The 22828-nt window shown below is 54.9% G+C and carries 21 protein-coding genes; 7 read left to right on the top strand and 14 right to left on the bottom strand.

The annotated features are described in order from the left end of the window. The first annotated feature begins 194 nt into the window (after positions 1 to 194). Both E0L20_RS21925 and E0L20_RS21930 read left to right on the top strand, forming a co-directional pair. Positions 195 to 614: a translesion error-prone DNA polymerase V autoproteolytic subunit gene (locus E0L20_RS21925; RefSeq protein WP_063428959.1), complete on the top strand. Its 420-nt coding sequence runs from the start codon at positions 195 to 197 to the stop codon at positions 612 to 614. A gap of 2 nt (positions 615 to 616) precedes the next feature. Next, on the top strand, positions 617 to 1885 hold the full coding sequence (locus E0L20_RS21930) for a Y-family DNA polymerase (protein ID WP_131635751.1): 1269 nt from the start codon (positions 617 to 619) through the stop codon (positions 1883 to 1885). Here the strand turns inward: E0L20_RS21930 and E0L20_RS21935 are convergent. The 4 genes from E0L20_RS21935 to rstA form a co-directional block, all read right to left on the bottom strand. Next, the gene (locus E0L20_RS21935) at positions 1868 to 2449 is read right to left on the bottom strand and encodes a hypothetical protein (protein ID WP_131635752.1); all 582 of its coding nucleotides are present in this window, start codon (positions 2447 to 2449) and stop codon (positions 1868 to 1870) included. The genes E0L20_RS21930 and E0L20_RS21935 overlap by 18 nt on opposite strands. Before the next feature lie 48 nt (positions 2450 to 2497). Beyond that, entirely contained in the window at positions 2498 to 3172 is a 675-nt protein-coding gene (locus E0L20_RS21940; RefSeq protein ID WP_131635753.1) for an SOS response-associated peptidase, read from the bottom strand. 419 nt (positions 3173 to 3591) lie between these two features. After that, positions 3592 to 3852 carry a hypothetical protein gene (locus tag E0L20_RS21945; protein ID WP_131635754.1) on the bottom strand — a complete coding sequence of 87 codons (261 nt, stop codon included), beginning with the start codon at positions 3850 to 3852 and terminating at the stop codon, positions 3592 to 3594. A 262-nt stretch (positions 3853 to 4114) separates the two neighbouring features. Beyond that, a complete protein-coding gene (gene rstA, locus E0L20_RS21950; RefSeq protein WP_131635755.1) occupies positions 4115 to 4831 on the bottom strand; it encodes a two-component system response regulator RstA in 717 nt (238 codons plus the stop codon). 127 nt (positions 4832 to 4958) lie between these two features. On the opposite strand from rstA, the gene E0L20_RS21955 reads away from it, so the two are divergent. Then, positions 4959 to 5294, top strand: coding sequence for a GlpM family protein (locus tag E0L20_RS21955; protein ID WP_014070008.1), 336 nt, complete (start codon positions 4959 to 4961; stop codon positions 5292 to 5294). On the opposite strand, the gene folM is transcribed toward E0L20_RS21955, so the two are convergent. The 3 genes from folM to ydgH form a co-directional block, all read right to left on the bottom strand. Next, a complete protein-coding gene (gene folM / locus E0L20_RS21960; RefSeq protein ID WP_131635756.1) occupies positions 5291 to 6013 on the bottom strand; it encodes a dihydromonapterin reductase in 723 nt (240 codons plus the stop codon). The genes E0L20_RS21955 and folM overlap by 4 nt on opposite strands. A 38-nt stretch (positions 6014 to 6051) precedes the next feature. Further along, entirely contained in the window at positions 6052 to 7434 is a 1383-nt protein-coding gene (locus tag E0L20_RS21965; RefSeq protein WP_131635757.1) for an amino acid permease, read from the bottom strand. 185 nt (positions 7435 to 7619) lie between these two features. Then, on the bottom strand, positions 7620 to 8564 hold the full coding sequence (gene ydgH, locus E0L20_RS21970) for a DUF1471 family protein YdgH (protein ID WP_131635758.1): 945 nt from the start codon (positions 8562 to 8564) through the stop codon (positions 7620 to 7622). 535 nt (positions 8565 to 9099) lie between these two features. Between ydgH and pntA the strand changes: the two genes are divergently transcribed. Together pntA and pntB are read left to right on the top strand one after the other, a co-directional pair. After that, complete coding sequence (gene pntA / locus E0L20_RS21975) at positions 9100 to 10629, top strand: Re/Si-specific NAD(P)(+) transhydrogenase subunit alpha (RefSeq protein WP_131635759.1); 1530 nt, start codon at positions 9100 to 9102, stop codon at positions 10627 to 10629. Between the two features lie 10 nt (positions 10630 to 10639). Continuing rightward, complete coding sequence (gene pntB / locus E0L20_RS21980; protein ID WP_131635760.1) at positions 10640 to 12028, top strand: Re/Si-specific NAD(P)(+) transhydrogenase subunit beta; 1389 nt, start codon at positions 10640 to 10642, stop codon at positions 12026 to 12028. Positions 12029 to 12150: 122 nt separating this feature from the next. On the opposite strand, the gene uspE is transcribed toward pntB, so the two are convergent. From uspE to E0L20_RS22005, 6 genes are all read right to left on the bottom strand, one after another. Continuing rightward, complete coding sequence (gene uspE / locus E0L20_RS21985; RefSeq protein ID WP_131635761.1) at positions 12151 to 13101, bottom strand: universal stress protein UspE; 951 nt, start codon at positions 13099 to 13101, stop codon at positions 12151 to 12153. Between the two features lie 138 nt (positions 13102 to 13239). Further along, a complete protein-coding gene (gene fnr / locus E0L20_RS21990; RefSeq protein WP_006174991.1) occupies positions 13240 to 13992 on the bottom strand; it encodes a fumarate/nitrate reduction transcriptional regulator Fnr in 753 nt (250 codons plus the stop codon). 183 nt (positions 13993 to 14175) lie between these two features. Continuing rightward, positions 14176 to 14691 carry a methylated-DNA--[protein]-cysteine S-methyltransferase gene (gene ogt / locus E0L20_RS23940; RefSeq protein WP_207389465.1) on the bottom strand — a complete coding sequence of 172 codons (516 nt, stop codon included), beginning with the start codon at positions 14689 to 14691 and terminating at the stop codon, positions 14176 to 14178. A gap of 9 nt (positions 14692 to 14700) precedes the next feature. After that, on the bottom strand, positions 14701 to 16227 hold the full coding sequence (abgT, locus tag E0L20_RS21995; protein ID WP_207389466.1) for a p-aminobenzoyl-glutamate transporter: 1527 nt from the start codon (positions 16225 to 16227) through the stop codon (positions 14701 to 14703). A 41-nt stretch (positions 16228 to 16268) separates the two neighbouring features. Further along, positions 16269 to 17714, bottom strand: coding sequence for a M20 family metallopeptidase (locus E0L20_RS22000; RefSeq protein WP_131635762.1), 1446 nt, complete (start codon positions 17712 to 17714; stop codon positions 16269 to 16271). Further along, a complete protein-coding gene (locus E0L20_RS22005; RefSeq protein WP_131635763.1) occupies positions 17714 to 19024 on the bottom strand; it encodes a M20 family metallo-hydrolase in 1311 nt (436 codons plus the stop codon). The genes E0L20_RS22000 and E0L20_RS22005 overlap by 1 nt, the downstream gene beginning before the upstream one ends. 175 nt (positions 19025 to 19199) lie before the next feature. Here E0L20_RS22005 and E0L20_RS22010 point away from each other — a divergent pair, with 175 nt between their 5' ends. Then, positions 19200 to 20111: a LysR family transcriptional regulator gene (locus E0L20_RS22010; RefSeq protein ID WP_131635764.1), complete on the top strand. Its 912-nt coding sequence runs from the start codon at positions 19200 to 19202 to the stop codon at positions 20109 to 20111. 342 nt (positions 20112 to 20453) lie between these two features. Next, positions 20454 to 21017, top strand: a complete 564-nt coding sequence (gene smrA / locus E0L20_RS22015; RefSeq protein WP_131635765.1) for a DNA endonuclease SmrA — start codon at positions 20454 to 20456, stop codon at positions 21015 to 21017. 40 nt (positions 21018 to 21057) lie between these two features. Here the strand turns inward: smrA and tcp are convergent, their stop codons facing one another. Beyond that, the gene (gene tcp / locus E0L20_RS22020; RefSeq protein WP_131635766.1) at positions 21058 to 22722 is read right to left on the bottom strand and encodes a methyl-accepting chemotaxis citrate transducer; all 1665 of its coding nucleotides are present in this window, start codon (positions 22720 to 22722) and stop codon (positions 21058 to 21060) included. Positions 22723 to 22828 lie beyond the last annotated feature (106 nt).

Genomic DNA, 22828 nt, shown 5'->3' on the forward strand with positions numbered 1-22828 from the left:
TCCCGCTTCAAAGTCGGCTTAATTTTGCTCACATAGAATTGCGGCCATAAAATTTACAAAACTGATAATTCGAAGCGACGTAGAAACTTAGAAACGAAACGGTGAAGCTTTAATCAGCTATGACAGACCCTCTGTCTTGCGTGCATACTCAAATGAAACTACTGTATATAAAAACAGTATTTGAGGTGTGCATTATGGAATTTATCAGGCCTGCAGAACTGCGAGAAATTATTACTCTCCCGCTATTCAGTGACTTAGTGCAGTGTGGTTTCCCAAGCCCCGCGGCTGATTATGTTGAACAGCGCATCGATCTCAATGAGTTACTTGTCGCTCACCCGAGTTCGACATATTTCGTCAAAGCCGCGGGTGATTCTATGATCGAAGCCGGGATCAGCGACGGTGATCTACTGGTGGTGGACAGCTCCAGGACTGCTGAACATGGTGACATTGTCATCGCCGCAGTGGAAGGGGAGTTCACTGTGAAACGCCTTCAGTTGCGCCCGACCGTGCAACTCAATCCTATGAACAGCGCCTACAGTCCGATTGTTGTAGGCAGCGAGGACACGCTTGATGTGTTCGGCGTCGTGACTTTCATCGTGAAATCTGCGAGCTGAGTATGTTCGCACTCTGTGATGTGAATTCGTTCTACGCATCATGCGAGACGGTGTTTCGGCCTGATTTGAAGGGGCGCCCGGTTGTCGTTCTCTCGAATAATGATGGCTGCGTAATCGCACGCAGCGCAGAAGCAAAAGCGGTCGGAATCACCATGGGGGAGCCGTTCTTCAAGCAAAAGGAGCTTTTCCGGCGCGCTGGCGTTGTTTGCTTCAGCAGCAACTATGAGCTCTATGCTGACATGTCTAACCGGGTAATGACGACGCTTGAGGAAATGAGCCCCCGCGTTGAAATTTACAGTATCGACGAAGCTTTTTGCGACCTGACAGGTGTTCGCAACTGCCGGGACCTGACTGAGTTCGGCAAAGAGATCCGCGCTACGGTTCTGAAGCGGACGCATCTGACTGTCGGGGTTGGCATTGCCCAGACGAAGACACTGGCTAAGCTGGCCAACCTCGCCGCTAAGAAATGGCAGCGCCAGACGGGCGGAGTTGTTGATTTGTCCAATATCGATCGCCAGCGTCGGCTATTGGCTATCGTGCCTGTTGAGGATGTCTGGGGCGTCGGCAGACGCATCAGCAAGAAGCTGAACGCAATGGGCATTAAAACTGCCCTCGACCTTTCGGAGCAGAGCACGTGGATAATCAGGAAGCATTTTAACGTTGTACTCGAGCGGACAGTCCGGGAGCTGCGCGGCGAGCCTTGTCTCGATCTTGAAGAGTTTGCGCCGGCAAAGCAGGAAATCGTCTGCAGTCGCTCATTCGGCGAACGCGTTACCGAGTACGAACAGATGCGTCAGGCTATCTGCAGTTATGCGGCAAGAGGTGCTGAAAAGCTTCGGGGCGAGCATCAGTATTGCCGCTTTATTTCAGCATTCGTGAAAACCTCTCCCTTTGCGATTAACGAGCCGTATTACGGTAACAGTGCTTCAATGAAGCTTCTCACCCCTACACAGGATTCCCGCGACATCATCAACGCCGCGGTAAAGTGCCTGGACAAAATCTGGAAGGATGGCCACCGGTACCAGAAAGCCGGCATTATGCTTGGGGACTTCTTTAGCCAGGGAGTGGCCCAGCTCAACCTGTTCGACGAGAACTCGCCGCGTGCAGGTAGCGAAAGGTTGATGGAGATTCTCGATCATCTCAACGCGAAAGACGGGAAAGGCACGCTCTTCTTTGCTGGGCAGGGCATACAGCAGCAGTGGCAGATGAAACGTGACATGCTCTCACCTCGCTACACAACTCGTTATGCCGATTTATTGACGGTCAGATAGGCCGCCATGGGATTGAGATACCTCGAAAGGCGAACACGTAAAAGGATAAGTAAAAGTTTTGTTGCTGCCATTAAGTTCGACGTATTGGATGACTAAAGTACAGTTTTTTGGAACATCTTCTTTGGAATTTAAAATCGTTTGAATTTCATAGGGAAGAGGGGAAGGTATAGGTGCCCCGTTTGAGGCATTAAGTACTTTAGCTTGCCCTGGTTCAAGGAGTGTGCCATCAAGCTGATTGTCGAGGTACCATGTACCTATCCCGAAACTCATCTTGCTGTCAATTTCAATAGAAGTAATTGCTGCCGGCTGATTGCCGTTATTGGCGATCATAAAATGAAGCTTATTTGACTCGCCAGATATGATAGAGGTAACTATTTCTGCCTGTTTAGATTGAAAAACACCATTAATAAATGGAATTGTCCATATTGAAAGCAATGTCAGAAAGAAGCCAGTAAACAGAGCAAACGTATTGAGGTGACGGATCCAGTTCTGATAGCTTCCACAGTGGTGACATTTTTTAGCTCCGTGGTGTATTGGATTTCTACAATCACGACAGTTATTCATAAGGCATTCCCTGCTTATACCATGAACAATATTATTGAATACATAGTACTAGAGCGAGACTGGTTCTAATAGGTCATGTCCTTGGTTTTTTACATTACCCACGGCGCGCGTCACGGCGTGCCAGATAAACTTGTCGGGGGGCTCTGCTCCGTCGGCAGCTATCTCTTCAGCTTCTTTCCCTCCAATATCCTGACGCATCCATTCGCGCGCTGCTTCAGGTGACAGAACCAGCGGCCGGCGGTCGTGAATGTCGACCAGTCCTTTGTCAGCTGCAGACGTCACTATCAAAAAGCCCTCAGCTTCGTCACCACGCTCAAACGGCGTGCTGCCGATCGCCGCCATGAATATTGGCTGGCCGTCGGCACGGTGAATGAAGTAGGGCTGTTTCTTGTCGCCTTCCTTTTTCCATTCGAACCAACCATCGGCGAAGCAGATTGCCCGGCCATGCTGCCAGAGAGGTTTGAACATTCTGCTGGTGGCCGCTGTTTCGACGCGCGCGTTAATCAGTGGCGGCTTATCCCACCACCCGGGCGCGTAGCCCCAGAATACCGGATCGAGGTGCAGTTGTTCATCGCGTTCGCTCAACAGCAGAACTTTGGTTCCGGGGGAGACGTTGTACCGGCCAATGGGTTCAGGGTCGTATGCTATGTCGCGATCAGCTTCATCGGACAGGTAAGCCAAGTATTCTTCACGCGTTTGAGCTTGTGCAAAACGTCCACACATAGAAACCTCCAGTCGGATGTCAGACTGAAAGTATAGGGCAGGGAGAAAAATCAGCGCGCTGGTAAAGTCTTACAAACGGATTCGTGGCGATTATGCTGATCAGGTAGAGAGGCGTAAAGCGGTGTGTTACGAAACTGGAAGGAGCTACGCAAAAGAGGGGATTTTGGGGGCAAATTTGGGGGCATTTTGAAGGAAGGGACACCGATAGGGGCACAAAAAAGACCGTGCACGTCCGTAGATGTCCGTTAAATGATTCGGGCTAACTCACTGATTTAATGGCAAATAAAGCTATTTCAATGAGTTGCGAATTTTCTGCACACTAAAACTGCACAAACAGCTTTTTCATTAAATTTTACCGAAATGAATGTGGCTACGATCTTACGTTGGCGAACTCATCGCCCTCGCAAAGTCGATCATACCTACATTGCGTGCGCGCTGCTTTTAATTTTAGTTATAAGCTTTTCAGTGTTAGATAAGCCTTCCGCAACGTCATTATCAATGACGGAAGTGCCAAATTCGTTGATTAAATCAAGCAAAATCTCGTATGCCTGGATGAGTTCCAGAAGATTAAACAGGGCTTTTTGATCGGCGTTTGAGGGACACGGATGGTTGACGGAAGTTTGATTTACAATCCATTCAAGATTGGTTTTGATGGCTTCTACTTTTTGGTAGCTATACATATTTCATTGGCTTAAATCCTCATATCAAGATTTTCGTGAAAACATAGTGTCAGGCTTTCTTTGAGAGCCTTTGATATCACTGAAGGAACGGTTGGCGACCAGGCCGGGATGAGAGAACTGCAGTAGCATTGCGATCGCGCTACTGCTGATATGTCCCCTTGAATACGGGTTCGAGGAGAGTGACTTAATTATGAAGCAATTCACCCTATTTTCAAGGGAGATGTTGCGCAATTGTATAAATCAGGCATTCGGAGAGACGTGATTAGGTCTCCCAGGCGTGCGGAGCAAACAGATACCCCTTATTTCGCACGGTTTTAATGCGGTAGGGTTCCGTGGCGTTATCCAGCAGTTTTTTACGCAGGCGTGAAATCGCGACGTCTACGCTGCGATCCATTCCGTCGTAACTCACGCCGCGCAGATTTTTCAGCAACGCATCCCTGTCCATAATCTGCCCGGCGTGGGTTGCCAGCTCCCACAGCAGGTCGAAATCTGCGGTAGAGAGTGCGATAAGCTCACCTGAAAGCAGCACCTGGCGGTTGACCGGGTCAATAGATAAGGTCCCAAAGCGCATTGCCTTATGTGGCGTGAGTGAGGGGGCGGGCGCTTCACGCTCGATGCTCGCACGCTGGCGCAAATGGAGTCGCAGACGGGCAAGCAGAACGGCAGGAGGGGTCGTTTTGAGAATGTAGTCGTTGGCACCCATCTCCAGCGAGAGAATATGGTTCATGTCGCTGTCGAGAGAGGTAAGCAGTACGATAGGGCCATCCCATTGGGCGCGCAGGTCACGGCAAAGCGTCATCCCGTCTTTACCGGGGAGCATGATGTCCAGCAGGACCAGATCCGGATTTTCGCGTATCACCACCTCTTCAGCGCGATCGCCGCGCGGCTCAACAATGACGTCCATATCATGCTTACCCAGATAGGCGGCGATCAGTTGGCCCACTTCGGGTTCATCTTCTACATAAACAATCTTATTCATACAGCGTCTGTTATTGCGAAAAATGTCAACATACACCGCGCAACCTTAACCTTCCATTAATCTTTCAAAATTAGCGCCAGTTCCGTTATTCTGGTTCGCATTGTTACTTGATTGTTATGGGAAAATCATGGGGCTGGTGATTAAAGCCGCGCTGGGTGCGCTGGTGGTGTTACTGATTGGCATTCTGGCTAAAACGAAAAACTACTACATTGCCGGGTTGATTCCTCTTTTCCCGACGTTCGCGCTGATTGCGCATTACATCGTTGCCTCTGAGCGAGGAACGGAAGCGCTGCGCACGACTATCGTGTTTGGCATGTGGTCTATCATCCCTTATTTTCTCTATCTGCTGTCACTCTGGTACTTCACCGGTTTTCTGCGTCTTCCCCTGGCGCTGGGCGGGGCAGTGGTCTGCTGGAGCCTCAGCGCCTGGGTGTTGATCTTCTTCTGGAGCCGTTTCCACTAGCGTAGCGGACGTCCACCGTCCACCGCGAAGGTTCTGCCGGTGACGTAACAGCTGGTGAGCAGATAGTCGATAAGATCGATCACCTCTTTCTCGCCGGGGGCGATTTTCATCAGCGATTTGTTCAGCGCCTGCTGGCGGTACTCCGCGTCATCGCCTTCGTTGAACAAAATCATCGCCGGGGCGATGGCGTTCACTTTTACTTCAGGCGCCAGCTTGCGGGCAAACGAGCGCGTCATGTTATCCAGGGCGGCTTTGCTGGCTGCATAGGCGATGTGCTTGTCGCTGCCGCGCTCCACCACGTAATCCGTGAAATGAATAATGTCGCCAGCGGCATGCCCGTGGCCGCGGAGCAGATCCTGCAGCGCATGGTTTAGCAGATAGGGAGCATTCACGTGAATTTGCAGCATGCAGGAGAGCGTTTCGCTGAGCGCCGTGCCTGACGTTTCTGCCTGCCATGCGCTGGCATTATGGATAACGGCGCGAAGCCCGTGGGTGGTGGATTTCACCTTTTCGGCAAAGGCAAGAATACCTTCATCAGTAGAAAAATCCGCCTGAATGCAGGTTGCACCCGCTTTCCGCAGCCCCTCAATCGAGGGATATTCATTGCGATAGCTCACGATGACGGGATGACGCAGGTTCAGAAAGTGATGGGCAAGGGCGAGGCCGATACGACGGCCTCCACCGGTAATCAGAATTGGACGCTGCTGCGCATTTCCCATCGTATTCTCCATTTCAGTTCAACAATGGGAAAGCGGCGTTATCCCATTAGCATCCAGGTTGCCGGTACGGCGGCAATCAGTAACAGGCCGATCAAGGCCATTTCACGGCGTTTCAGCGCATTCTCCAGCTGATGCGTGCGGCGGGCGTAGATAAAGACCAGCAGACCCGGCGCATACAACACTACCGACAGCAGGAGGTGCATCGGGCCGGAAGCATACAACAACCACAGGCCGTAAATACAGGCACCCACACCTACAGCATAGTGCGCCGGGCGCGTGGCGATTTTTAATAAATACGCACCCACCAGGAAATAGGGTACCAGAATCATCTCTGAAGCGATGGTCAGCAGGGTGTTATAGTCCGAACCTGTGAGCCAGATCAGCACCAGGCAGACCTGTACGCTGATGTTGGTAAGCCACAGCGAGGCTGAGGGTGCATTGTTTTTATTTTGACGTGCAAAAAGGCGCGGGAACGCTTTGTGCGTGGCGGCCAGGAAAGGCACCTCAGCGGCCATGATGGTCCAGCTCAGGTATGCGCCACACACGGAGACGATCAGCCCCGCAGCGATCACCACGTCACCCCAGGGGCCGAGCATTTTCACCATCAGCCCGGCCATGGAGGGGTTACGCATTTCCGCCAGTTCAGGACGCGCCACCACGCCCAGCGACAGCAGCGTCACCAGCAGGTACACGCCCAGCGCCGCGAGTACGGCCAGCAGCGTAGCGCGGCCCACGTCGCGTTTATTACGCGCCCGGGCAGAGACGACAACCGCACCTTCAACCCCGATGAATACCCACAGGGTAATAAGCATCGTGTTTTTTACCTGCTCCCAGACCGGCACGCCCAGCGCGATACCGGTGAAGTCGAGCTTGAACACGTCGAGGCGGAACGCGATAAACGCGAGCACGATAAACAGGCCAAGAGGAACCAGCTTCGCCAGCGTTGCCACCAGGTTGATGCTGGCGGCGGTCTGAACTCCGCGCAATACCAGCCAGTGAACCACCCACAGCAGTACCGACGCCCCGACGATGGATTGCCAGGTATTGCCGTCGCCAAACAGTCGCAGTTCGGGGGTGTCGGTAAAGAAGCTGAGCGCTGAGAAGACGATGACCAGGTAAGATACGTTGGCGATAACCGCACACAGCCAGTAGCCCCATGCCGAGCAGAAGCCGATTAACTCTCCGAAACCCTCACGGGCGTAGGTAAAAATTCCGCCGTCCAGATCCGGGCGGATGCGCGTCAGCAGGAGCATGGCGAAGGCCAGCAGCAGTATACCGGCTCCGGTGATGCCCCAGCCGATCAGCAGCGCGGCAGGGCTTGCGACCGCCGCCATATTTTGCGGCAAACTGAATACACCTGCACCCAGCATTGAGCTCAAAACGAGTGCAGTTAAAGCACTCAGGCCAAGTTTCTTTTCCATTGGCTTCCTGTTATGAAAGGTCCAAATCCAGAATAATTATTTCGCACAGGCGCATAAAAATGGTGGATCACACTAAGGCGCGGGATTTTACGGAGTGTCAGGAAAGCATGCAATGATGTGTGGCAGAAATCAGAAAAAAAGTAACAAAAAAGGCGGCATTGCGCCGCCTTTTTAAAACTGTTTTGTTACTTGTACAGATCGGCACTGATGGTGATGTTGTTACCACGTTCCTGCCACTGGCGGGTGATGTGGTAGTACTTCGCCCCTTTTTTGGCCGCACGCTTCGCTACCTGGTAGGAGATTTCCGTCATGTTGCCATAGTTGCCGGTGAACTTGACGCTGTCGAACGGCACCATCTGCGCGGCAGTGGCTTTGTTCAACTCTTCAATTTTAGTGCCATCCGGCAGCGTAACGGTGTAGCGCCCGCCTTTGGTGGACTGCGTTTCAAAGAAACGACCCACTTCGGCGCTTGGTGCCGCAGAGGTGGCCACGCCCGGGATCTCAACTTTCTTCGCTTCTTCGCCGCCTTTCGCTATCGCAGCGCGACCCGCTTCTGAATCCGCAGGGATGGCGTCCGGGCTTTGCAGTACGCGTTTTTTCGCATCTTCTTTATAGATGAATGCGGTAATACGCTGGTTGCCGCCCTGGTTCGCATCCACCTGACGCACGATATAGAAAGAGTAGGCCCCTTTCTCTTTTGCCGCTTTGGTGATGGCGTCGTTCACTTCAGGCTGGCTACGGTAGAAGCCCTGAACGGTGACGGTGTCGTACGGTTCCAGGAGAACAGCCTGATCTTTTGGCAGCTCAACGATGCCGTTGATCACGCGGTTTTTCGGTGCGTCAGCTTTTGGCGCATCGTCTTTATACAGCGCAACGGTGACGCGCTGGTTGCCGCTGTTGCCCGCATCAGACTGGTCGACAACGTAAAACGAGGCCGCGCCGTTTTTATCGGCGGTTTTTGATGCGGCGGCGACGGCATCGCCAATGGAGTTGTAACGACCCACAATGACCTTATGGTCAAAAGGTTTTAACGCTGCCGCTTGCTCCGGCGTCAACTCTGTCGCGGCATTCGCGGACAGGGCGGTCGCGGAAAGAAGTGCGGACGCCAGGAGTGTGTTCTTAAGCTTCATAAAAATAATCCTTCGCCTTGCGCAAACCATGTACTGGTATTGTTGTTAATTTGAGACGGTCCCGATTATGGCATTTAAAACCCGTCGCTGTCTGCGCCATTTTTCACAGCCTGTGCGAACGCAACGACCGGATTCTATAACATTTAGTGATATGTTGAAAAAAGACGCATTTGACAAGAAAAACTGATTAAGCTTATGACTTTTACAAGTTAATTTAATGTTAATAAGTTGATCTCTTATGGCGCTATATCATGTTTTTACCGCTTCGCTTGCGCGATTTATCGGTCCCGGCAGCGAATTTAAGGTAAATATCGCTGTCAGTGACGCCGATCGCTTATTTTTCACAGATAAAGTAAGAAATAGTGTTTTCTGACGGTAGATCGCGGGCGCTATTTTCAGTAGGTTATAGAAAGTTTGTTACTGTTTTATTTTCTGGGGTTAATCATAGTTCGCAGCTATAGGGCTGGCGAAAAGTGATACAAACCACGGGCGTTTATTGACAAACCATCATCAAAAACCGATGGAAGGGAAAACTATGCGTATTGGGGTACCAAAAGAACGGTTAGCCAATGAAACCCGCGTAGCGGCAACACCGAAAACGGTGGAGCAACTGCTTAAGCTGGGTTTTACCGTCGCGGTTGAAAGCGGCGCGGGCAAGCTGGCGAGTTTCGACGACGACGCCTTTATTCAGGCCGGTGCGGAAGTGGTGGACGGTGCAGAAGTCTGGCAGTCACCCGTTATTCTGAAGGTGAACGCGCCGGAAGAGAACGAGATTGAACTGCTGAACGTGGGCACGACGCTGGTGAGCTTCGTCTGGCCTGCACAAAACCCGGAGCTGATGGAGAAGCTGGCGGCGCGCGGCGTCACGGTGATGGCGATGGACTCCGTGCCGCGTATTTCGCGTGCCCAGTCTCTGGACGCCCTCAGCTCGATGGCCAACATCGCGGGCTACCGTGCAATCGTTGAAGCCGCGCATGAATTCGGTCGCTTCTTTACCGGTCAGATCACTGCCGCGGGCAAAGTGCCGCCGGCGAAAGTGATGGTGATTGGCGCGGGCGTGGCAGGCCTTGCGGCCATTGGCGCAGCAAATAGCCTGGGCGCAATCGTGCGTGCTTTCGATACCCGTCCGGAAGTAAAGGAGCAGGTACAAAGCATGGGGGCCGAGTTCCTTGAGCTGGATTTCAAGGAAGAAGCGGGCAGCGGCGACGGTTACGCGAAGGTGATGTCCGAAGCCTTCATTAAAGCCGAAATGGCACTCTTCGCCGCGCAGGCGAAAGAGGTCGATATCATCGTGACCACTGCGCTCATCCCGGGTAAACCGGCACCGAAGCTCATCACCCGCGAGATGGTTGACTCCATGCAGCCGGGTAGCGTGATTGTGGATCTGGCGGCGCAGAACGGCGGCAACTGCGAATATACCGTGCCGAATCAGGTCACCACGACCGCCAACGGCGTGAAGGTCATTGGTTATACCGATCTGCCGGGACGTCTGCCAACCCAGTCCTCCCAGCTGTACGGCACTAACCTCGTCAACCTGCTGAAGCTGCTCTGCAAAGAGAAAGACGGCAACATCACCGTTGATTTTGACGACGTGGTGGTGCGTGGCGTCACCGTGGTCCGCGAAGGTGAAATCACCTGGCCCGCGCCGCCTATTCAGGTTTCCGCGCAGCCTCAGGCGGCACCAAAAGCAGCCCCAGCGCCGAAAGAGCCCGCTAAACCTGCCTCTCCATGGCGTAAATACGCGATCATGGCCCTGGTGGTGATTCTGTTTGGCTGGCTTGCTGACGTCGCGCCGAAAGAGTTCCTCGGCCACTTTACCGTCTTCGCGCTCTCCTGCGTGGTAGGTTACTACGTGGTGTGGAACGTCTCCCATGCGCTGCATACGCCGCTGATGTCGGTCACTAACGCCATCTCCGGGATCATCGTGGTGGGGGCGTTACTGCAAATTGGTCACGGCGGATGGATTAGCTTCCTGAGCTTCGTTGCGGTGCTGATCGCCAGTATCAATATTTTCGGTGGTTTCACCGTGACTCAGCGCATGCTGAAAATGTTTCGTAAAGGCTAAGGGGTAGCATATGTCTGGAGGATTAGTGACAGCCGCATACATTGTTGCTGCAATCCTGTTTATTTTCAGTCTGGCGGGGCTTTCCAAACACGAAACGTCTCAGCAGGGGAATAACTTTGGTATCGCCGGGATGGCGATTGCGCTGATTGCCACCATCTTCGGGCCGGACACCGGCAACGTGGCGTGGATCCTGGTGGCGATGATCATCGGCGGCGCGATTGGTATTCGTCTGGCAAAACGCGTTGAAATGACCGAAATGCCCGAGCTGGTGGCCATTCTGCACAGCTTCGTCGGTCTGGCGGCGGTGCTGGTGGGCTTCAACAGCTACCTGTATCACGAACCGGGCATGGAACCGATTCTGGTGAACATTCACCTGACGGAAGTGTTCCTTGGCATCTTTATTGGTGCGGTAACCTTCACCGGTTCAATTGTGGCCTTCGGGAAACTGCGCGGTAAGATCTCGTCTAAACCGCTGATGCTGCCTAACCGTCACAAGCTGAACCTGGCGGCGCTGGTCGCGTCGTTTGTCCTGATGGTCATCTTCGTACGTACCGAAAGCACCGGCATGCAGGTGCTGGCGTTGCTGGTGATGACCATTATTGCGCTGGCGTTCGGCTGGCACCTGGTGGCGTCGATCGGCGGCGCGGATATGCCGGTGGTTGTCTCCATGCTGAACTCCTACTCCGGATGGGCAGCGGCGGCGGCAGGCTTTATGCTGAGCAACGATCTGCTGATCGTCACCGGTGCGCTGGTCGGTTCTTCCGGTGCAATCCTGTCTTACATCATGTGTAAAGCGATGAACCGTTCGTTCTTTAGCGTCATTGCTGGCGGCTTTGGGACCGATGGTTCTTCCTCAAGCGCTGATGAAGAAGTGGGTGAGCACCGCGAGATTTCTGCAGAAGACACCGCGGATATGCTGAAAAACTCGCATACGGTCATCATCACCCCAGGCTATGGCATGGCGGTGGCGCAGGCTCAGTATCCGGTCGCGGAGATCACCGAGAAGCTGCGCGCGCGCGGTATCAAGGTTCGCTTTGGTATTCACCCGGTAGCCGGGCGTCTGCCAGGCCACATGAACGTGCTGCTGGCGGAAGCGAAGGTGCCTTACGACATCGTGCTGGAAATGGATGAGATCAACGATGATTTCGCCGACACCGACACCGTGCTGGTCATTGGCGCTAACGATACCGTCAACCCGGCAGCGCAGGACGATCCGGGCAGCCCAATTGCCGGAATGCCGGTGCTGGAAGTGTGGAAGGCGCAGAACGTGATTGTGTTCAAACGCTCCATGAATACCGGCTATGCGGGCGTTCAGAACCCGCTGTTCTTCAAAGAGAACACCCACATGCTGTTTGGCGATGCCAAAGCCAGCGTGGATGCGATTCTGAAATCACTCTGACAGGGTAAAGCCCGGTGGCGCAAGCTTACCGGGCCTACCAAACCCGTAGGCCGGGTAAGGCGAAGCCGCCACCCGGCAAAAAAAACCGCCGGTTCCCCGACGGTTTTTTTTCATCCTGCTGGTCAATCGTCTTCCGGATCGTCCAGCTCAACCGGCGTCTGGTATTCATCCGGCTTAATGACCAGCAGATCGCAGCGCAGATGGTCGATCACCTGTTCGGCGGTATTGCCGAGGAACGCGGCGGAAATGCCGGTGCGGCCAATGGTGCCAAGCACCACAATCCCTGCCTGCAGATGCTCGGCCAGGTCCGGGATCACCTCTTCAGGCAGCCCTTTTTCCACGTGCGTCATTTTCTCATCGATGCTGAATTTCTGGCGCAGAGATTTCATCGCAAGAAGGTGCTGACCGCGTATAGCGTCGTTATAGACGCTCGGGTCAAATTCAGGCAGTTCGATGGCAATATTGATCGGCGTCACCGGGTATGCGCCAACCAGATGCACTTCGGTGTGGTTAACCTGCTCGGCTAGCTGGATCGTCTCTTTCACCAGCTTCTCGTTCAGTGAATTGTGATAATCCTCTTCGCTGGCCAGGTTCACCGCCACAACGGCTTTCCCCCCTTCAGGCCACGGCTGGTCTTTTACCATCCAGACCGGGCAAGGGCACTTACGCAGCAGATGCCAGTCGGTAGGGGTGAAGATCACGGATTCCAGCTTGTCATGCTGGTGCGCCATCTTCAGCAACAGATCGTGACCGCCTGCAATCACCTCCTGGATAATGGCTTCGAAAGGTCGGTTGTGCCAGACCACTTTGATATCGATAGGCACGCCCGCTTCGAGGTAGAACTTCGCCTGTTCGCGGATCCACGCGGTACGCTGGCTAATCACTCCCTGACGCATAGCGGTGCGCTCGTCAGGCGACAGAAGGGTGGTCATCTCATACGAGAAGTCATAGATCGGCAAAAACGCTTTGATTTTGCCACCAATCCGTTGATGTAAATACACAGCACGTCGTAATGCCGGCTGATCGTCCTGATTAGGATCGATAGCCACCAGCATGTTTTGATACTTTGCCATACAGGTCTCCTTACTACTGTCACCACAGTCTGTAAGTAAAAGAGTAACCTATATATCTTGAATGAAACAGGGGGGAAGTTTTTGCCAGATCAATAAATCACGAAAATTTATCGACCTGGCAGGCGTCGGGCGAGGGGCTTATGCCACGTTGCGCGCGTGCCCGGCGAGAACCGCCAGCGCTTCACCGTTTTCGATGGTGATGTATTTACCTTTTACCGCCAGCATACCGCTCTTCTGGAAGCGTCCCAGCAGACGGCTGATGGTTTCAACGGTCAGGCCCAGGTAGTTACCAATATCGCCACGGGTCATGGTCAGGCGGAATTCACGCGGGGAGAAACCACGCTCCGCGAAGCGGCGGGAGAGGTTATAGATAAACGCGGCCAGGCGCTCCTCTGCGTTCTTCTTGGACAGCAGCAGGATCATGTCCTGATCGCCTTTGATCTCACCGCTCATCAGACGCATCATCTGCTGGCGCAGGTTAGGCATCTTGCCGGAGAGGTCGTCCAGCGTTTCGAACGGAATTTCGCAGACCATCGAGGTTTCCAGCGCCTGAGCAAAGCTCGGGTGATGACCCGTACCGATAGCATCAAAGCCAACCAAATCGCCCGCAAGATGGAAGCCGGTGATCTGCTCATCACCCTGTTCGGTGATGGTATAGCTTTTGATGGTGCCAGAACGGATAGCATAGAGCGATTTCAGTTCGTCTCCGGCCTTAAACAGCGTCTGCCCCTTCTGAATAGGCTTTTTACGCTCGATGATATTATCAAGCTGATCGAGTTCATGCTCATTCAGAGTAAACGGGATACAGAGCTGGCTGATGCTGCAATCCTGGCAATGGATAGCACAACCGCCAGACTGAATGCGTCGTATAATTCGCTTTTCCGGGATCATAGGTTTGCTCAAGCCTTAATTGATATTGGTCAATTTTAACATCTTTTTGGTAAGTACGTAAGCCTGGCAAACCACCAATAAGGACAAGAGACGGCAACGTGTTGCCATCTCCTTGAAATTCCACAGCTTGATTAAGGATTTTTGGCCTAACCGGAAGAAAATTAAGCACTAAAAGCCTGGGATCTACAGCAAAAGATAGCCTTCGTGGCGCAGCAGCCACTCTTTTCGCTGTACGCCTCCGGCATACCCGGTCATGGTGCCGTTGCGTCCAATAACGCGATGACACGGCACAACGATGCTGACGGGATTTGAGCCGTTAGCCGCGCCCACTGCACGCGCCGCGCCGGCACGACCGAGCAGTTCGGCAAGCTGGCCGTAATGCATCACGTGACCACAGGGAATGGTGCGCAACGCCTGCCACACCTCACGCTGGAAGGGGGTGCCGGCCGTAGCGGTTGGCAGGTCATTAATGATGCTGAGATCGCCTTCGAAGTAGGCTGCCAGTTTATCGCTCAGTCCGCCCGGGTTACTGGCGCTCACGCGTTCAAAACCCTGGGCGCGGTAATGAATATTGAGCAGCTCTTCCATGCGGTCGCTGTGCTCTTCCCATTCAACGGCGCGCAGGTTGTACTGTTCATCCGCGATAACCCACAGCGGCCCAAGCGGCGTTGTAATTTTATCTTCGAGTAATCTCAGCATCCTCAGTCCTTAATTCAGCCTCGGGTAAATCCCCGGCCCAATCGGCAGACCGACAAGATACCATGCCACCAGCATGAGCAACCATACCCCTAAAAAGATAAGCGGATAGGGTAAGACCAGCGAATAGTAGGTACCCAGCTTCGCTTCGGGCTTATAGCGCTGCAGGAAGCCTAAAAACAGCGGAACGAACGGGGAAACGGGCGCCAGTGGGATCACCGACGAGTCGGCCACGCGGAACAGGATTTGGGCAAACGCCGGATGGAACCCGAGCATCATAAACATCGGTACGAAGATGGGGGCCAGGATTGACCAGATGGCGGAACCGCTGGCAATAAACATGCAGAGCAGCGACGACAGCAGCGCCAGCCCGACAAACGCCGGTACGCCGCTTAACCCGGCCGCCTCCAGCGCGTCGGTCAGGCCCACGGCCATAAACTTGCCCATGTTGCTCCAGTTAAACATCGCCACGAACTGCGCCAGCGGGAACACCATCACGATAAAGCCCGCCATCTCCTTCATCGGCTCAATCATCAGCTGCGGCAGATCGCCCTGGCGGCGGATTTTGCCGGTGGCGATGCCGTAGGCAAGAGAGACGACAAAGAAGAAGAGGATAATCAGCGGCACAATACCCTGAATAAACGGCGAGGGCAGGACGGTATGTTTAACCGGATCGCGCAATATGCCGTTCTCCGGCACCACCATCAGCGCCACCGCGGCGATAAACGCCAGCGAGACAATCCCGGCGACGCGCAGGCCGAACTGCTGCTCTTTGCTCAGCGTATCGAGTTTTTCATCGCTGCGGCCTTCCCATTTGCCCAGACGCGGCTCGACGATCTTATCGGTAATCAGCCCGCCGACAATCGTCAGGACAATTACCGAGCTGGCCATAAAGTACCAGTTGTCGATCACGCTGACGTGCATGGCTGCGTCGATGGTTTTTGCCGCCTCGGTGCTGATGCCGGAGAGCAGCACGTCGGTGGTGACAATCAGCAGGTTGGCGGTAAAGCCGCAGCCCACGCCCGCGATAGCCGACAGCAGGCCCGCGACGGGATGGCGTCCGACGGCGAGGAAAATCAGCGCCCCCATCGGCGGCATGATCACCAGCGCAGCATCGGAAGAGATATGGCTGAAGAAGGCGATAAACAGCACCATATAGCTGGCGTAACGCGCGCTAACGTGTGAAGCCATCTTTACCATCAGCGCGGGCAGCAGGCCAACGCGTTCGGCCAGCCCCGCGCCCAGCACCAGTGCCAGAATGGCACCTAACGGCGCGAAGCCGCTGAAGTTCTTAATGACGTTCGGTAAAAACCAGTGCAGCCCCTCAACGCTGAGCAGGTTTTTCACCGCCACCATGCTGCCGTCGGCGGGGCTGCGCACGCTCACGTCAAATGCAGACAGCACGGCTGTCGCGACCATCAAAATCACAATCAAATAGATGAAAAGCAGGAAAGGGTGCGGCACTTTGTTGCCGATCCTTTCAACCCAGCCATAGAGCTTACCGGATGGGGAATGCGAAGGTATGGATGACATACTCATGGGCGTTCCTCGGGACTGTTGTGTTGTTGTGTTGTATTTTTTTATTTTAAAGGTGACGGTGTCACGCCTCGTGGGATCGGACACACGTACGGTTTTTCTTGTAATTGTTGTTCGAACTCTTCACGGCATTTTTTCAGCAGCGCGGCGTCCTGCAGCAGATTGAGCGCGGTTGCGCCCATCACCTTTCCGGCCAGCAGCATGCCTTTGTGGGCAATAGAGGTACGCCCCTGCGCCACCAGTTGCCAGGTATGCAGCGGCGTGCCGACGGTAAAGCAGGGGCTGAAGCACTGGGCGACGGGCATCTTCCAGCTGACATCGCCCACGTCGGTGGAGCCTGCCAGCACGTTATCGGTGATGGCGTAAGGGGCGACTTCGTCCACCAGCAGCGTCTCCTGATGACGCCGGGCAAAGGCTTTACCCGCGTCACCGCCCGTTGCGGCAATGTTTTTCAGGCTGTTTTGCAGGTCATTCGGCGTGAGCGTGGCGCGGATCTCGCGAGCAAATTCACGCTCTTCTTCCGTCCAGGCCGGGGTGCCGTAGTGCTGCAGCGCGCGATACATTGCCGCTTCGAGCGTGCGGTTCGGCAAATAGCTGGAACAGGCTTTATCAAAGCGGCAGTCGACGGTGGTTTCGGTCATCATCGCCGCGCCCTGAGCGATTTTCTCGATGCGGGCGTAGATTTCCTGCGCGTCGGCCATTTCCGGCGCGCGAATGAGGTACAGCACCTCGGCCTGCGCCTGTACCACGTTGGGCGAAATGCCGCCGGTATCGGTGATGGCGTAATGGACGCGGGCCTTCTCAATAATGTGTTCGTTGAGGAAGTTGGTGCCGGTGGTCATTAGCGTGACGGCATCCAGCGCGCTGCGTCCCAGATGGGGCGAGTTGGCCGCGTGGGCAGCGATGCCCTTAAAACGCCAGGCGGCCTGAATGTTGGCCAGCGTGCTGACGTTAAACATCCCGGCAAAGGCTTCCGGATGCCAGGTGACGGCGGCATCGACGTCGTCGAACAGACCTTCGCGCACCATAAAGGTTTTCCCGGAGCCACCTTCCTCGCCGGGACAGCCGTAAAAACGCACCGTTCCGCTGCCGCCGTGCTGCGCCAGCCAGCTTTTTGCCGCTACCGCGCCCGCAAGCGCCGCAGTGCCCAGCAGGTTATGCCCGCAGCCGTGGCCGTTGGCGCCCGGCGTGGCGGATTGCGCGCTCGCGCAGTGCGCCTGCTGGCTTAGCCCGGCCAGCGCGTCGTATTCTCCGAGCAGGGCGATAACCGGTTTCCCGCTGCCAAAGCTGGCGATAAAGGCGTTTGGAATGCCTCCGGCTTCGCGGGTCAGCGTAAAGCCTTCCGCTTCTAGCGCGCTGGCGAGCCGTTCGGCTGACCAGAATTCTTCAAACCGCGTTTCGGGATGATCCCAGATTTCGTCGGCAATATCGGTTAACGTCCGACATCGCGTCTCGATCGCATCAGATACAAAAGCATAGCTCTCCTGCATTACACACCTCGCGTCCAGGGGAAATTCAGCGCGGTACGCGCCAGCGTTTCGATGGCAACGTTCATAATCTGCTCATCAAAGTCGAATTTTTCATTGTGGTGTCCGGCGCTCAAATCGGTGCCAAAGACCATATACGAGGCCATGCCGCCGTTCTGCTGCACGCGAGCCATCATCAGCGTGGCGTCTTCGGAGCCTGCCGGGGCTTTGACTTTATCGATGGCGTGCATCACGCCGGACACCTGACTCGCCTGCTCGCGCAGATAATCAACCCAGGCCGGCGTTGGTGAACTTGATGTCGCCGCCCCCATCAGGTGTATCTCTGCCGTCACGCCGTAGAGCGCTGCAGCACCGGTAATCACGTCCCGCGCGCGCTCGAAGACGTACTGATTAATGGCTTCACTTTCGCCACGGGTTTCGACCTTAAGCAAGGCATTTGCCGGAACAACGTTGCGCCCGCTGCCCGCCTGCATCACGCCGACGTTGACGCGGGACGCCCCTTCGCTGTGTGGCGCAATGCTGTGCAGGGCGAGGGTCGCCTGTGCGGCAGCGAGCAGGGCGTTACGACCATCCTCCGGCTTGCCGCCCGCGTGTGCGGCAACGCCGGTAAAGTGCACGTCAAACTTGGTGGTCGCCATAAAGTTATCGCTACCGCAGATCACCGTACCTTTTGGAACGCCGGTACCGATGTGGATGGCCGTAAAGTAGTCCACGCCGTCCAGCGCGCCTGCAGCGACCATCGCCCGCGCGCCGCGCGTACCCTCTTCAGCAGGCTGGAAGATGAGCCTGATGGTGCCGTTCAGCTGCGCCTCGTTCTGTTTCAGCACGTGCGCCAGCCCCAGCCCGATGGTGGTATGTCCGTCGTGAGCGCAGGCGTGCATCATCCCCGGATTGCAGGAGGCAAAACCCTCGCGGAACGGGCGGTGGCTGTCGTCGAGCGCTTCACTCAGATCGAGCGCGTCCATGTCCACGCGGAAGGCCAGCGTCGGCCCCGGACGGCCCGTGCTGAGCGTGGCGACAATGCCCGTAAACCCGCCTTCGAACGGGGCGAGCCATTTTTCGGGCGCCCCCTGCGCGCGGGCGCGGGCAAACTCGTGCGCCAGGGTGGCGTCATCCGGTAATCCCATACGGCTTTCGGCATCGACCACGTCGCGTCCCATCGCCAGCTCATAGCCGAGGCGATCGAGGATCTCCGCCACTTTTGCGGCGGTACGAAATTCCACCCAGCCGGATTCAGCGAAATGGTGGAAATCGCGACGCCAAGCGCTCAGCTGCGGGGTTAATGTCTGGATGTACTGCGCCAGTGATTCCATATCTGTTCCTGTCATTATTAAAATATGTGAACTGCTTCACGCTGTGATAGTTTTTACTTATCACTAACCGATTTTTCACAGTTTTAACCGTTCAGGAATTACCCTCGCACATCTATTTCCATTAAAGTAGATGACAGTTTCTTTACTCTGATAAACAACGGTTATCGGTCGGGATATGACATTTCAGATTAAATTTCATCACATCCGGGCGTTTGTCGAAGTGGCGCGTCAGGGCAGCATTCGCGGGGCCAGCCGAACGCTTAACCTCTCGCAGCCGGCCCTGACGAAGTCGATCAAAGAGCTGGAAGAGGGCATGGCGGCGCAGCTTTTTATTCGCCGCAGCAAGGGCGTGGCGTTAACCGAATGTGGGGAAGGGTTTTATCATCGCGCGAACTTGATTCTGGAAGAGCTGCGTGCCGCGCAGGATGATATCCGCCAGCGGCAGGGTGAACTTGCCGGGCAGATCAATATAGGAATGGGGGCCAGCATCTCGCGGAGCCTTATGCCCGCCGTGATCACACGCTTTCACGCGCAACATCCGCAGGTCAAAGTGCGGATTATGGAGGGACAGCTGGTGTCGATGATTAATGAATTGCGCCAGGGCGAGCTGGATTTCACCATTAATACCTATTATAAGGGGCCTTACGATCACGAATTTACGTTTGAAAAACTGTTTGAAAAATCGTTTGCCGTATTTTGTCGGGAAGGGCATCCCGCAACAGGCGCCAATTCCATTAGTGAATTACTGCATTATAACTGGACGATGCCTACGCCTCGTGGAAGTTATTATAAGCAGCTGCAGGATACATTTAGCCATCGTTCTCAAATACCCCACATTGGCGTTGTATGTGAAACCTTTTCCTCCTGTATTAGCCTGGTGGCCCAAAGTGATTTCATCAGCATATTGCCGCAGGAGCTGGGCTGCGATCCGCTTCTGGCGCACCGCCTGGTCATGCTGCCGGTTATCGAGTCGCTTCCCAGGGCCGCTTATTATTTAATTCAGCGTCGTGATTCCCGACAGACGCCGCTGGCGGAGTCGTTAATAACGCAGTTCAGAAGAGAAGCGCGGAAAATAGTTTCGGAATAAATAATCAGAATAAAAAAACAGAGTCTGCCCGACATCAGACAGACCCTATAGTACACACAGCAGTGCATCCTTTCACGGACCCTACGTGTTTTATCCATTTGGCAGGTTAATTTAGTTATAACACCTTTCTTCTAAAAGAAAAGGTGCAGGAGTGATTGATTTCACGATTTTTTAACTTAAATCGCGTATTTTACCGCCGCTAAAATTTCAGTTAAGGTTTGTTTAACCAGCCATTCATTTATATTTTATATATTTCGGATTATTATTTGTACTATTGCCTGAGATTGAGGCCCGCGCCTGACGCAGGTATAGTACAGGCTCAGATGTAGCCGGAGAATTTCCATGAAGCCTGACGACAAATCACTATTTCTTGACGCCATGGAAGATGTCCAGCCCCTGAAACGCTGTAGCGACATTCACTGGCAGCAGAGCCGCAATACGCGGGCGCGCCAGGAGATAGATACCGAGCAGCTTGATAACTTTTTGACGCTGGGGTTCCTGGAGCTTCTGCCGCTTGATGAGCCGCTGGCCTTTCAGCGTGAAGGCGTACAGCAGGGGGTTATCGATAAGCTGCGCGCGGGCAAATATTCCCGCCAGGCCAGTTTAAACCTGTTACGCCAGCCCGCAGAACAATGCCGCCAGATGCTGTTCACCTTTATCCGCCAGGCCGGACGCGACGGGCTGCGTAATCTGATTATCGTGCACGGAAAAGGGCGCGAGCAGAATTCGCACCCCAACGTGGTGCGCAGCTATCTGGCGCGCTGGCTGGCCGAGTTCGACGAAGTTCAGGCGTTTTGCGCGGCGCTCCCGCACCACGGCGGCAGCGGAGCCTGCTATGTCTCGTTACGAAAATCTGACGACGCTAAACAAGAGAACTGGGAACGTCACGCCAAGCGCAGCCGCTAGGGGATGATGGATGCGGGCGAGGCCATCGCCCGCATCTCAATTAGAAGGTTTCCCAGTTTCCGTCGGTAGCCGTCACGCCCGCCGCTGCCGGACGCAGCAGCTGAGGTGTTTTTACATGGGCTGGACGAGGGGCGACAGCGCTCTCTTTCCCGCTCAGGCGAAACGCGGCCACGGCCTGGCGCAACTGCTCCGATTGATCTTCCAGCGCGGCCGCCGCCGTTGCGGACTCCTGAACCAGGGCGGCGTTTTGCTGCGTCACGCTGTCCATCTGCGACACGGCCAGGCTAACCTGCTCAATCCCGCGGCTTTGCTCGTCGGACGCTGACGAAATCTCGCCCATGATGTCGGTCACGCGGGTGACCGCCGCAACGATCTCTTTCATGGTTGCGCCCGCCTCGCTCACCTGATCGGAACCGGTATTGACCCGGCTGACGGAGTTCTCAATCAGGCCTTTGATCTCTTTTGCCGCCTGCGCGCTGCGGCTCGCCAGCGTGCGTACTTCCCCTGCCACCACCGCAAAGCCGCGGCCTTGCTCACCGGCGCGAGCGGCTTCTACCGCCGCGTTGAGCGCCAGAATATTGGTCTGGAAGGCGATACTGTCAATGACGCCGGTAATGTGCGCGATTTGCTGCGAACTGTCGGCAATTTCAGTCATGGTGCGAACAACGTTATCGACTACCTGACCGCCGCGCGCGGCGGTTTCAGAGGCGTTTTTCGCCAGCAGCGTGGCCTGGCGGGCGTTATCGGAGTTCTGTTTAACCGTCGCGGTCAGCTCTTCCATGCTGGCGGCGGTTTCTTCCAGCGAGGCGGCCTGCTGTTCGGTGCGGGCGGAAAGATCGTTACTTCCGGCGGCAATTTCACCCGCGCCGGTGTAGATAGCGTCGGTACTGCCGCGCACGGCGCTGACCGTGCTGACCAGCGACTGCTGCATCTCATGCAGGCCGGACGCCAGCTGACCCATTTCGTTGCGGCCTGAGGTGTCGATGCGTTGCGTCAGATCGCCGCCTGCGATGGTGCGGATCTGGTTCATGATGCCTTTCAGCGGTTTTAACAGCAGGTGCTGCAACCCCTGCCAGATCACGACCAGTACCGCGATAACCGCCAGCAGGATAGCGCCCAGCGTCCACTGCATTTGGGTAAAGCTGCTCTGATTCTCTTCAGCCGCAGCCTTCAGCAGGGTGTTGTTTTCCGCGCGCCAGCGGTTGTAGACCGTCTCCATATTATCCTGCGCCTGTTGAGCATCCAGATCGCCATACGCCTGATAGTTGTCGGCGCGCAGATACTCAATCGACAGACGCATGACTTCATGCATCTGGTGCCAGGATTTCTGCATCTCCTCGGTTAACGCCGCGCTCTGGCCGTTAACCTGCGGCATGGTCTGCCAAGCCTTGTTGTAGGTTTCAGCTTTCGCCAGCGACTCGCCTGCCGTGCCGAGCAGCGTGTTGATTGCCGCCAGGGAGGCCGGATCACGCTGGTTTTTCAGGTAGCGGATCGCCACGCGGGTGACGGTAACGCGCGTTTTCACCAGCGTGTTCACGCTGTCGCTCAGGCTCTCCTGCTGGGCATTGAGCACCCCGGAGTTCTGAAAGTTATGACGATCGTTGTTGACGGCAGAGTAGAACAACCCTCCCGTGACAACTTGCAGCAGACAGAATATGGTAAGAGCAAAGATGATACCGGTAATCACGTGCAGATTTTTCAGCATGGCGGTTGTCCGTTAGAGATGCGGGGGTGACTTAATTACTATCGTCGTAGCGAAATTAAACTTTAATTTAACTATTGCTTAACTAATGGTTCCACTGCGGAACCTG

The organism is Enterobacter wuhouensis (assembly GCF_004331265.1).
GTDB classification, from domain to species: Bacteria; Pseudomonadota; Gammaproteobacteria; order Enterobacterales; family Enterobacteriaceae; genus Enterobacter; species Enterobacter wuhouensis.

Excerpts from the sequence above, each read along its gene's own strand:
- pntB (WP_131635760.1), top strand. The coding sequence starts at position 10,640 with ATGTCTGGAGGATTAGTGACAGCCGCATACATTGTTGCTGCAATCCTG.
- E0L20_RS21945 (WP_131635754.1), bottom strand. The coding sequence starts at position 3,852 with ATGTATAGCTACCAAAAAGTAGAAGCCATCAAAACCAATCTTGAATGG.
- E0L20_RS21925 (WP_063428959.1), top strand. The coding sequence starts at position 195 with ATGGAATTTATCAGGCCTGCAGAACTGCGAGAAATTATTACTCTCCCG.
- uspE (WP_131635761.1), bottom strand. The coding sequence starts at position 13,101 with ATGGCAAAGTATCAAAACATGCTGGTGGCTATCGATCCTAATCAGGAC.
- tcp (WP_131635766.1), bottom strand. The coding sequence starts at position 22,722 with ATGCTGAAAAATCTGCACGTGATTACCGGTATCATCTTTGCTCTTACC.
- smrA (WP_131635765.1), top strand. The coding sequence starts at position 20,454 with ATGAAGCCTGACGACAAATCACTATTTCTTGACGCCATGGAAGATGTC.
- pntA (WP_131635759.1), top strand. The coding sequence starts at position 9,100 with ATGCGTATTGGGGTACCAAAAGAACGGTTAGCCAATGAAACCCGCGTA.
- E0L20_RS21940 (WP_131635753.1), bottom strand. The coding sequence starts at position 3,172 with ATGTGTGGACGTTTTGCACAAGCTCAAACGCGTGAAGAATACTTGGCT.
- ogt (WP_207389465.1), bottom strand. The coding sequence starts at position 14,691 with ATGCTGAGATTACTCGAAGATAAAATTACAACGCCGCTTGGGCCGCTG.
- E0L20_RS21935 (WP_131635752.1), bottom strand. The coding sequence starts at position 2,449 with ATGAATAACTGTCGTGATTGTAGAAATCCAATACACCACGGAGCTAAA.
- folM (WP_131635756.1), bottom strand. The coding sequence starts at position 6,013 with ATGGGAAATGCGCAGCAGCGTCCAATTCTGATTACCGGTGGAGGCCGT.
- E0L20_RS21965 (WP_131635757.1), bottom strand. The coding sequence starts at position 7,434 with ATGGAAAAGAAACTTGGCCTGAGTGCTTTAACTGCACTCGTTTTGAGC.
- rstA (WP_131635755.1), bottom strand. The coding sequence starts at position 4,831 with ATGAATAAGATTGTTTATGTAGAAGATGAACCCGAAGTGGGCCAACTG.
- E0L20_RS21955 (WP_014070008.1), top strand. The coding sequence starts at position 4,959 with ATGGGGCTGGTGATTAAAGCCGCGCTGGGTGCGCTGGTGGTGTTACTG.
- abgT (WP_207389466.1), bottom strand. The coding sequence starts at position 16,227 with ATGAGTATGTCATCCATACCTTCGCATTCCCCATCCGGTAAGCTCTAT.
- ydgH (WP_131635758.1), bottom strand. The coding sequence starts at position 8,564 with ATGAAGCTTAAGAACACACTCCTGGCGTCCGCACTTCTTTCCGCGACC.
- E0L20_RS22010 (WP_131635764.1), top strand. The coding sequence starts at position 19,200 with ATGACATTTCAGATTAAATTTCATCACATCCGGGCGTTTGTCGAAGTG.
- fnr (WP_006174991.1), bottom strand. The coding sequence starts at position 13,992 with ATGATCCCGGAAAAGCGAATTATACGACGCATTCAGTCTGGCGGTTGT.
- E0L20_RS22000 (WP_131635762.1), bottom strand. The coding sequence starts at position 17,714 with ATGCAGGAGAGCTATGCTTTTGTATCTGATGCGATCGAGACGCGATGT.
- E0L20_RS21930 (WP_131635751.1), top strand. The coding sequence starts at position 617 with ATGTTCGCACTCTGTGATGTGAATTCGTTCTACGCATCATGCGAGACG.
- E0L20_RS22005 (WP_131635763.1), bottom strand. The coding sequence starts at position 19,024 with ATGGAATCACTGGCGCAGTACATCCAGACATTAACCCCGCAGCTGAGC.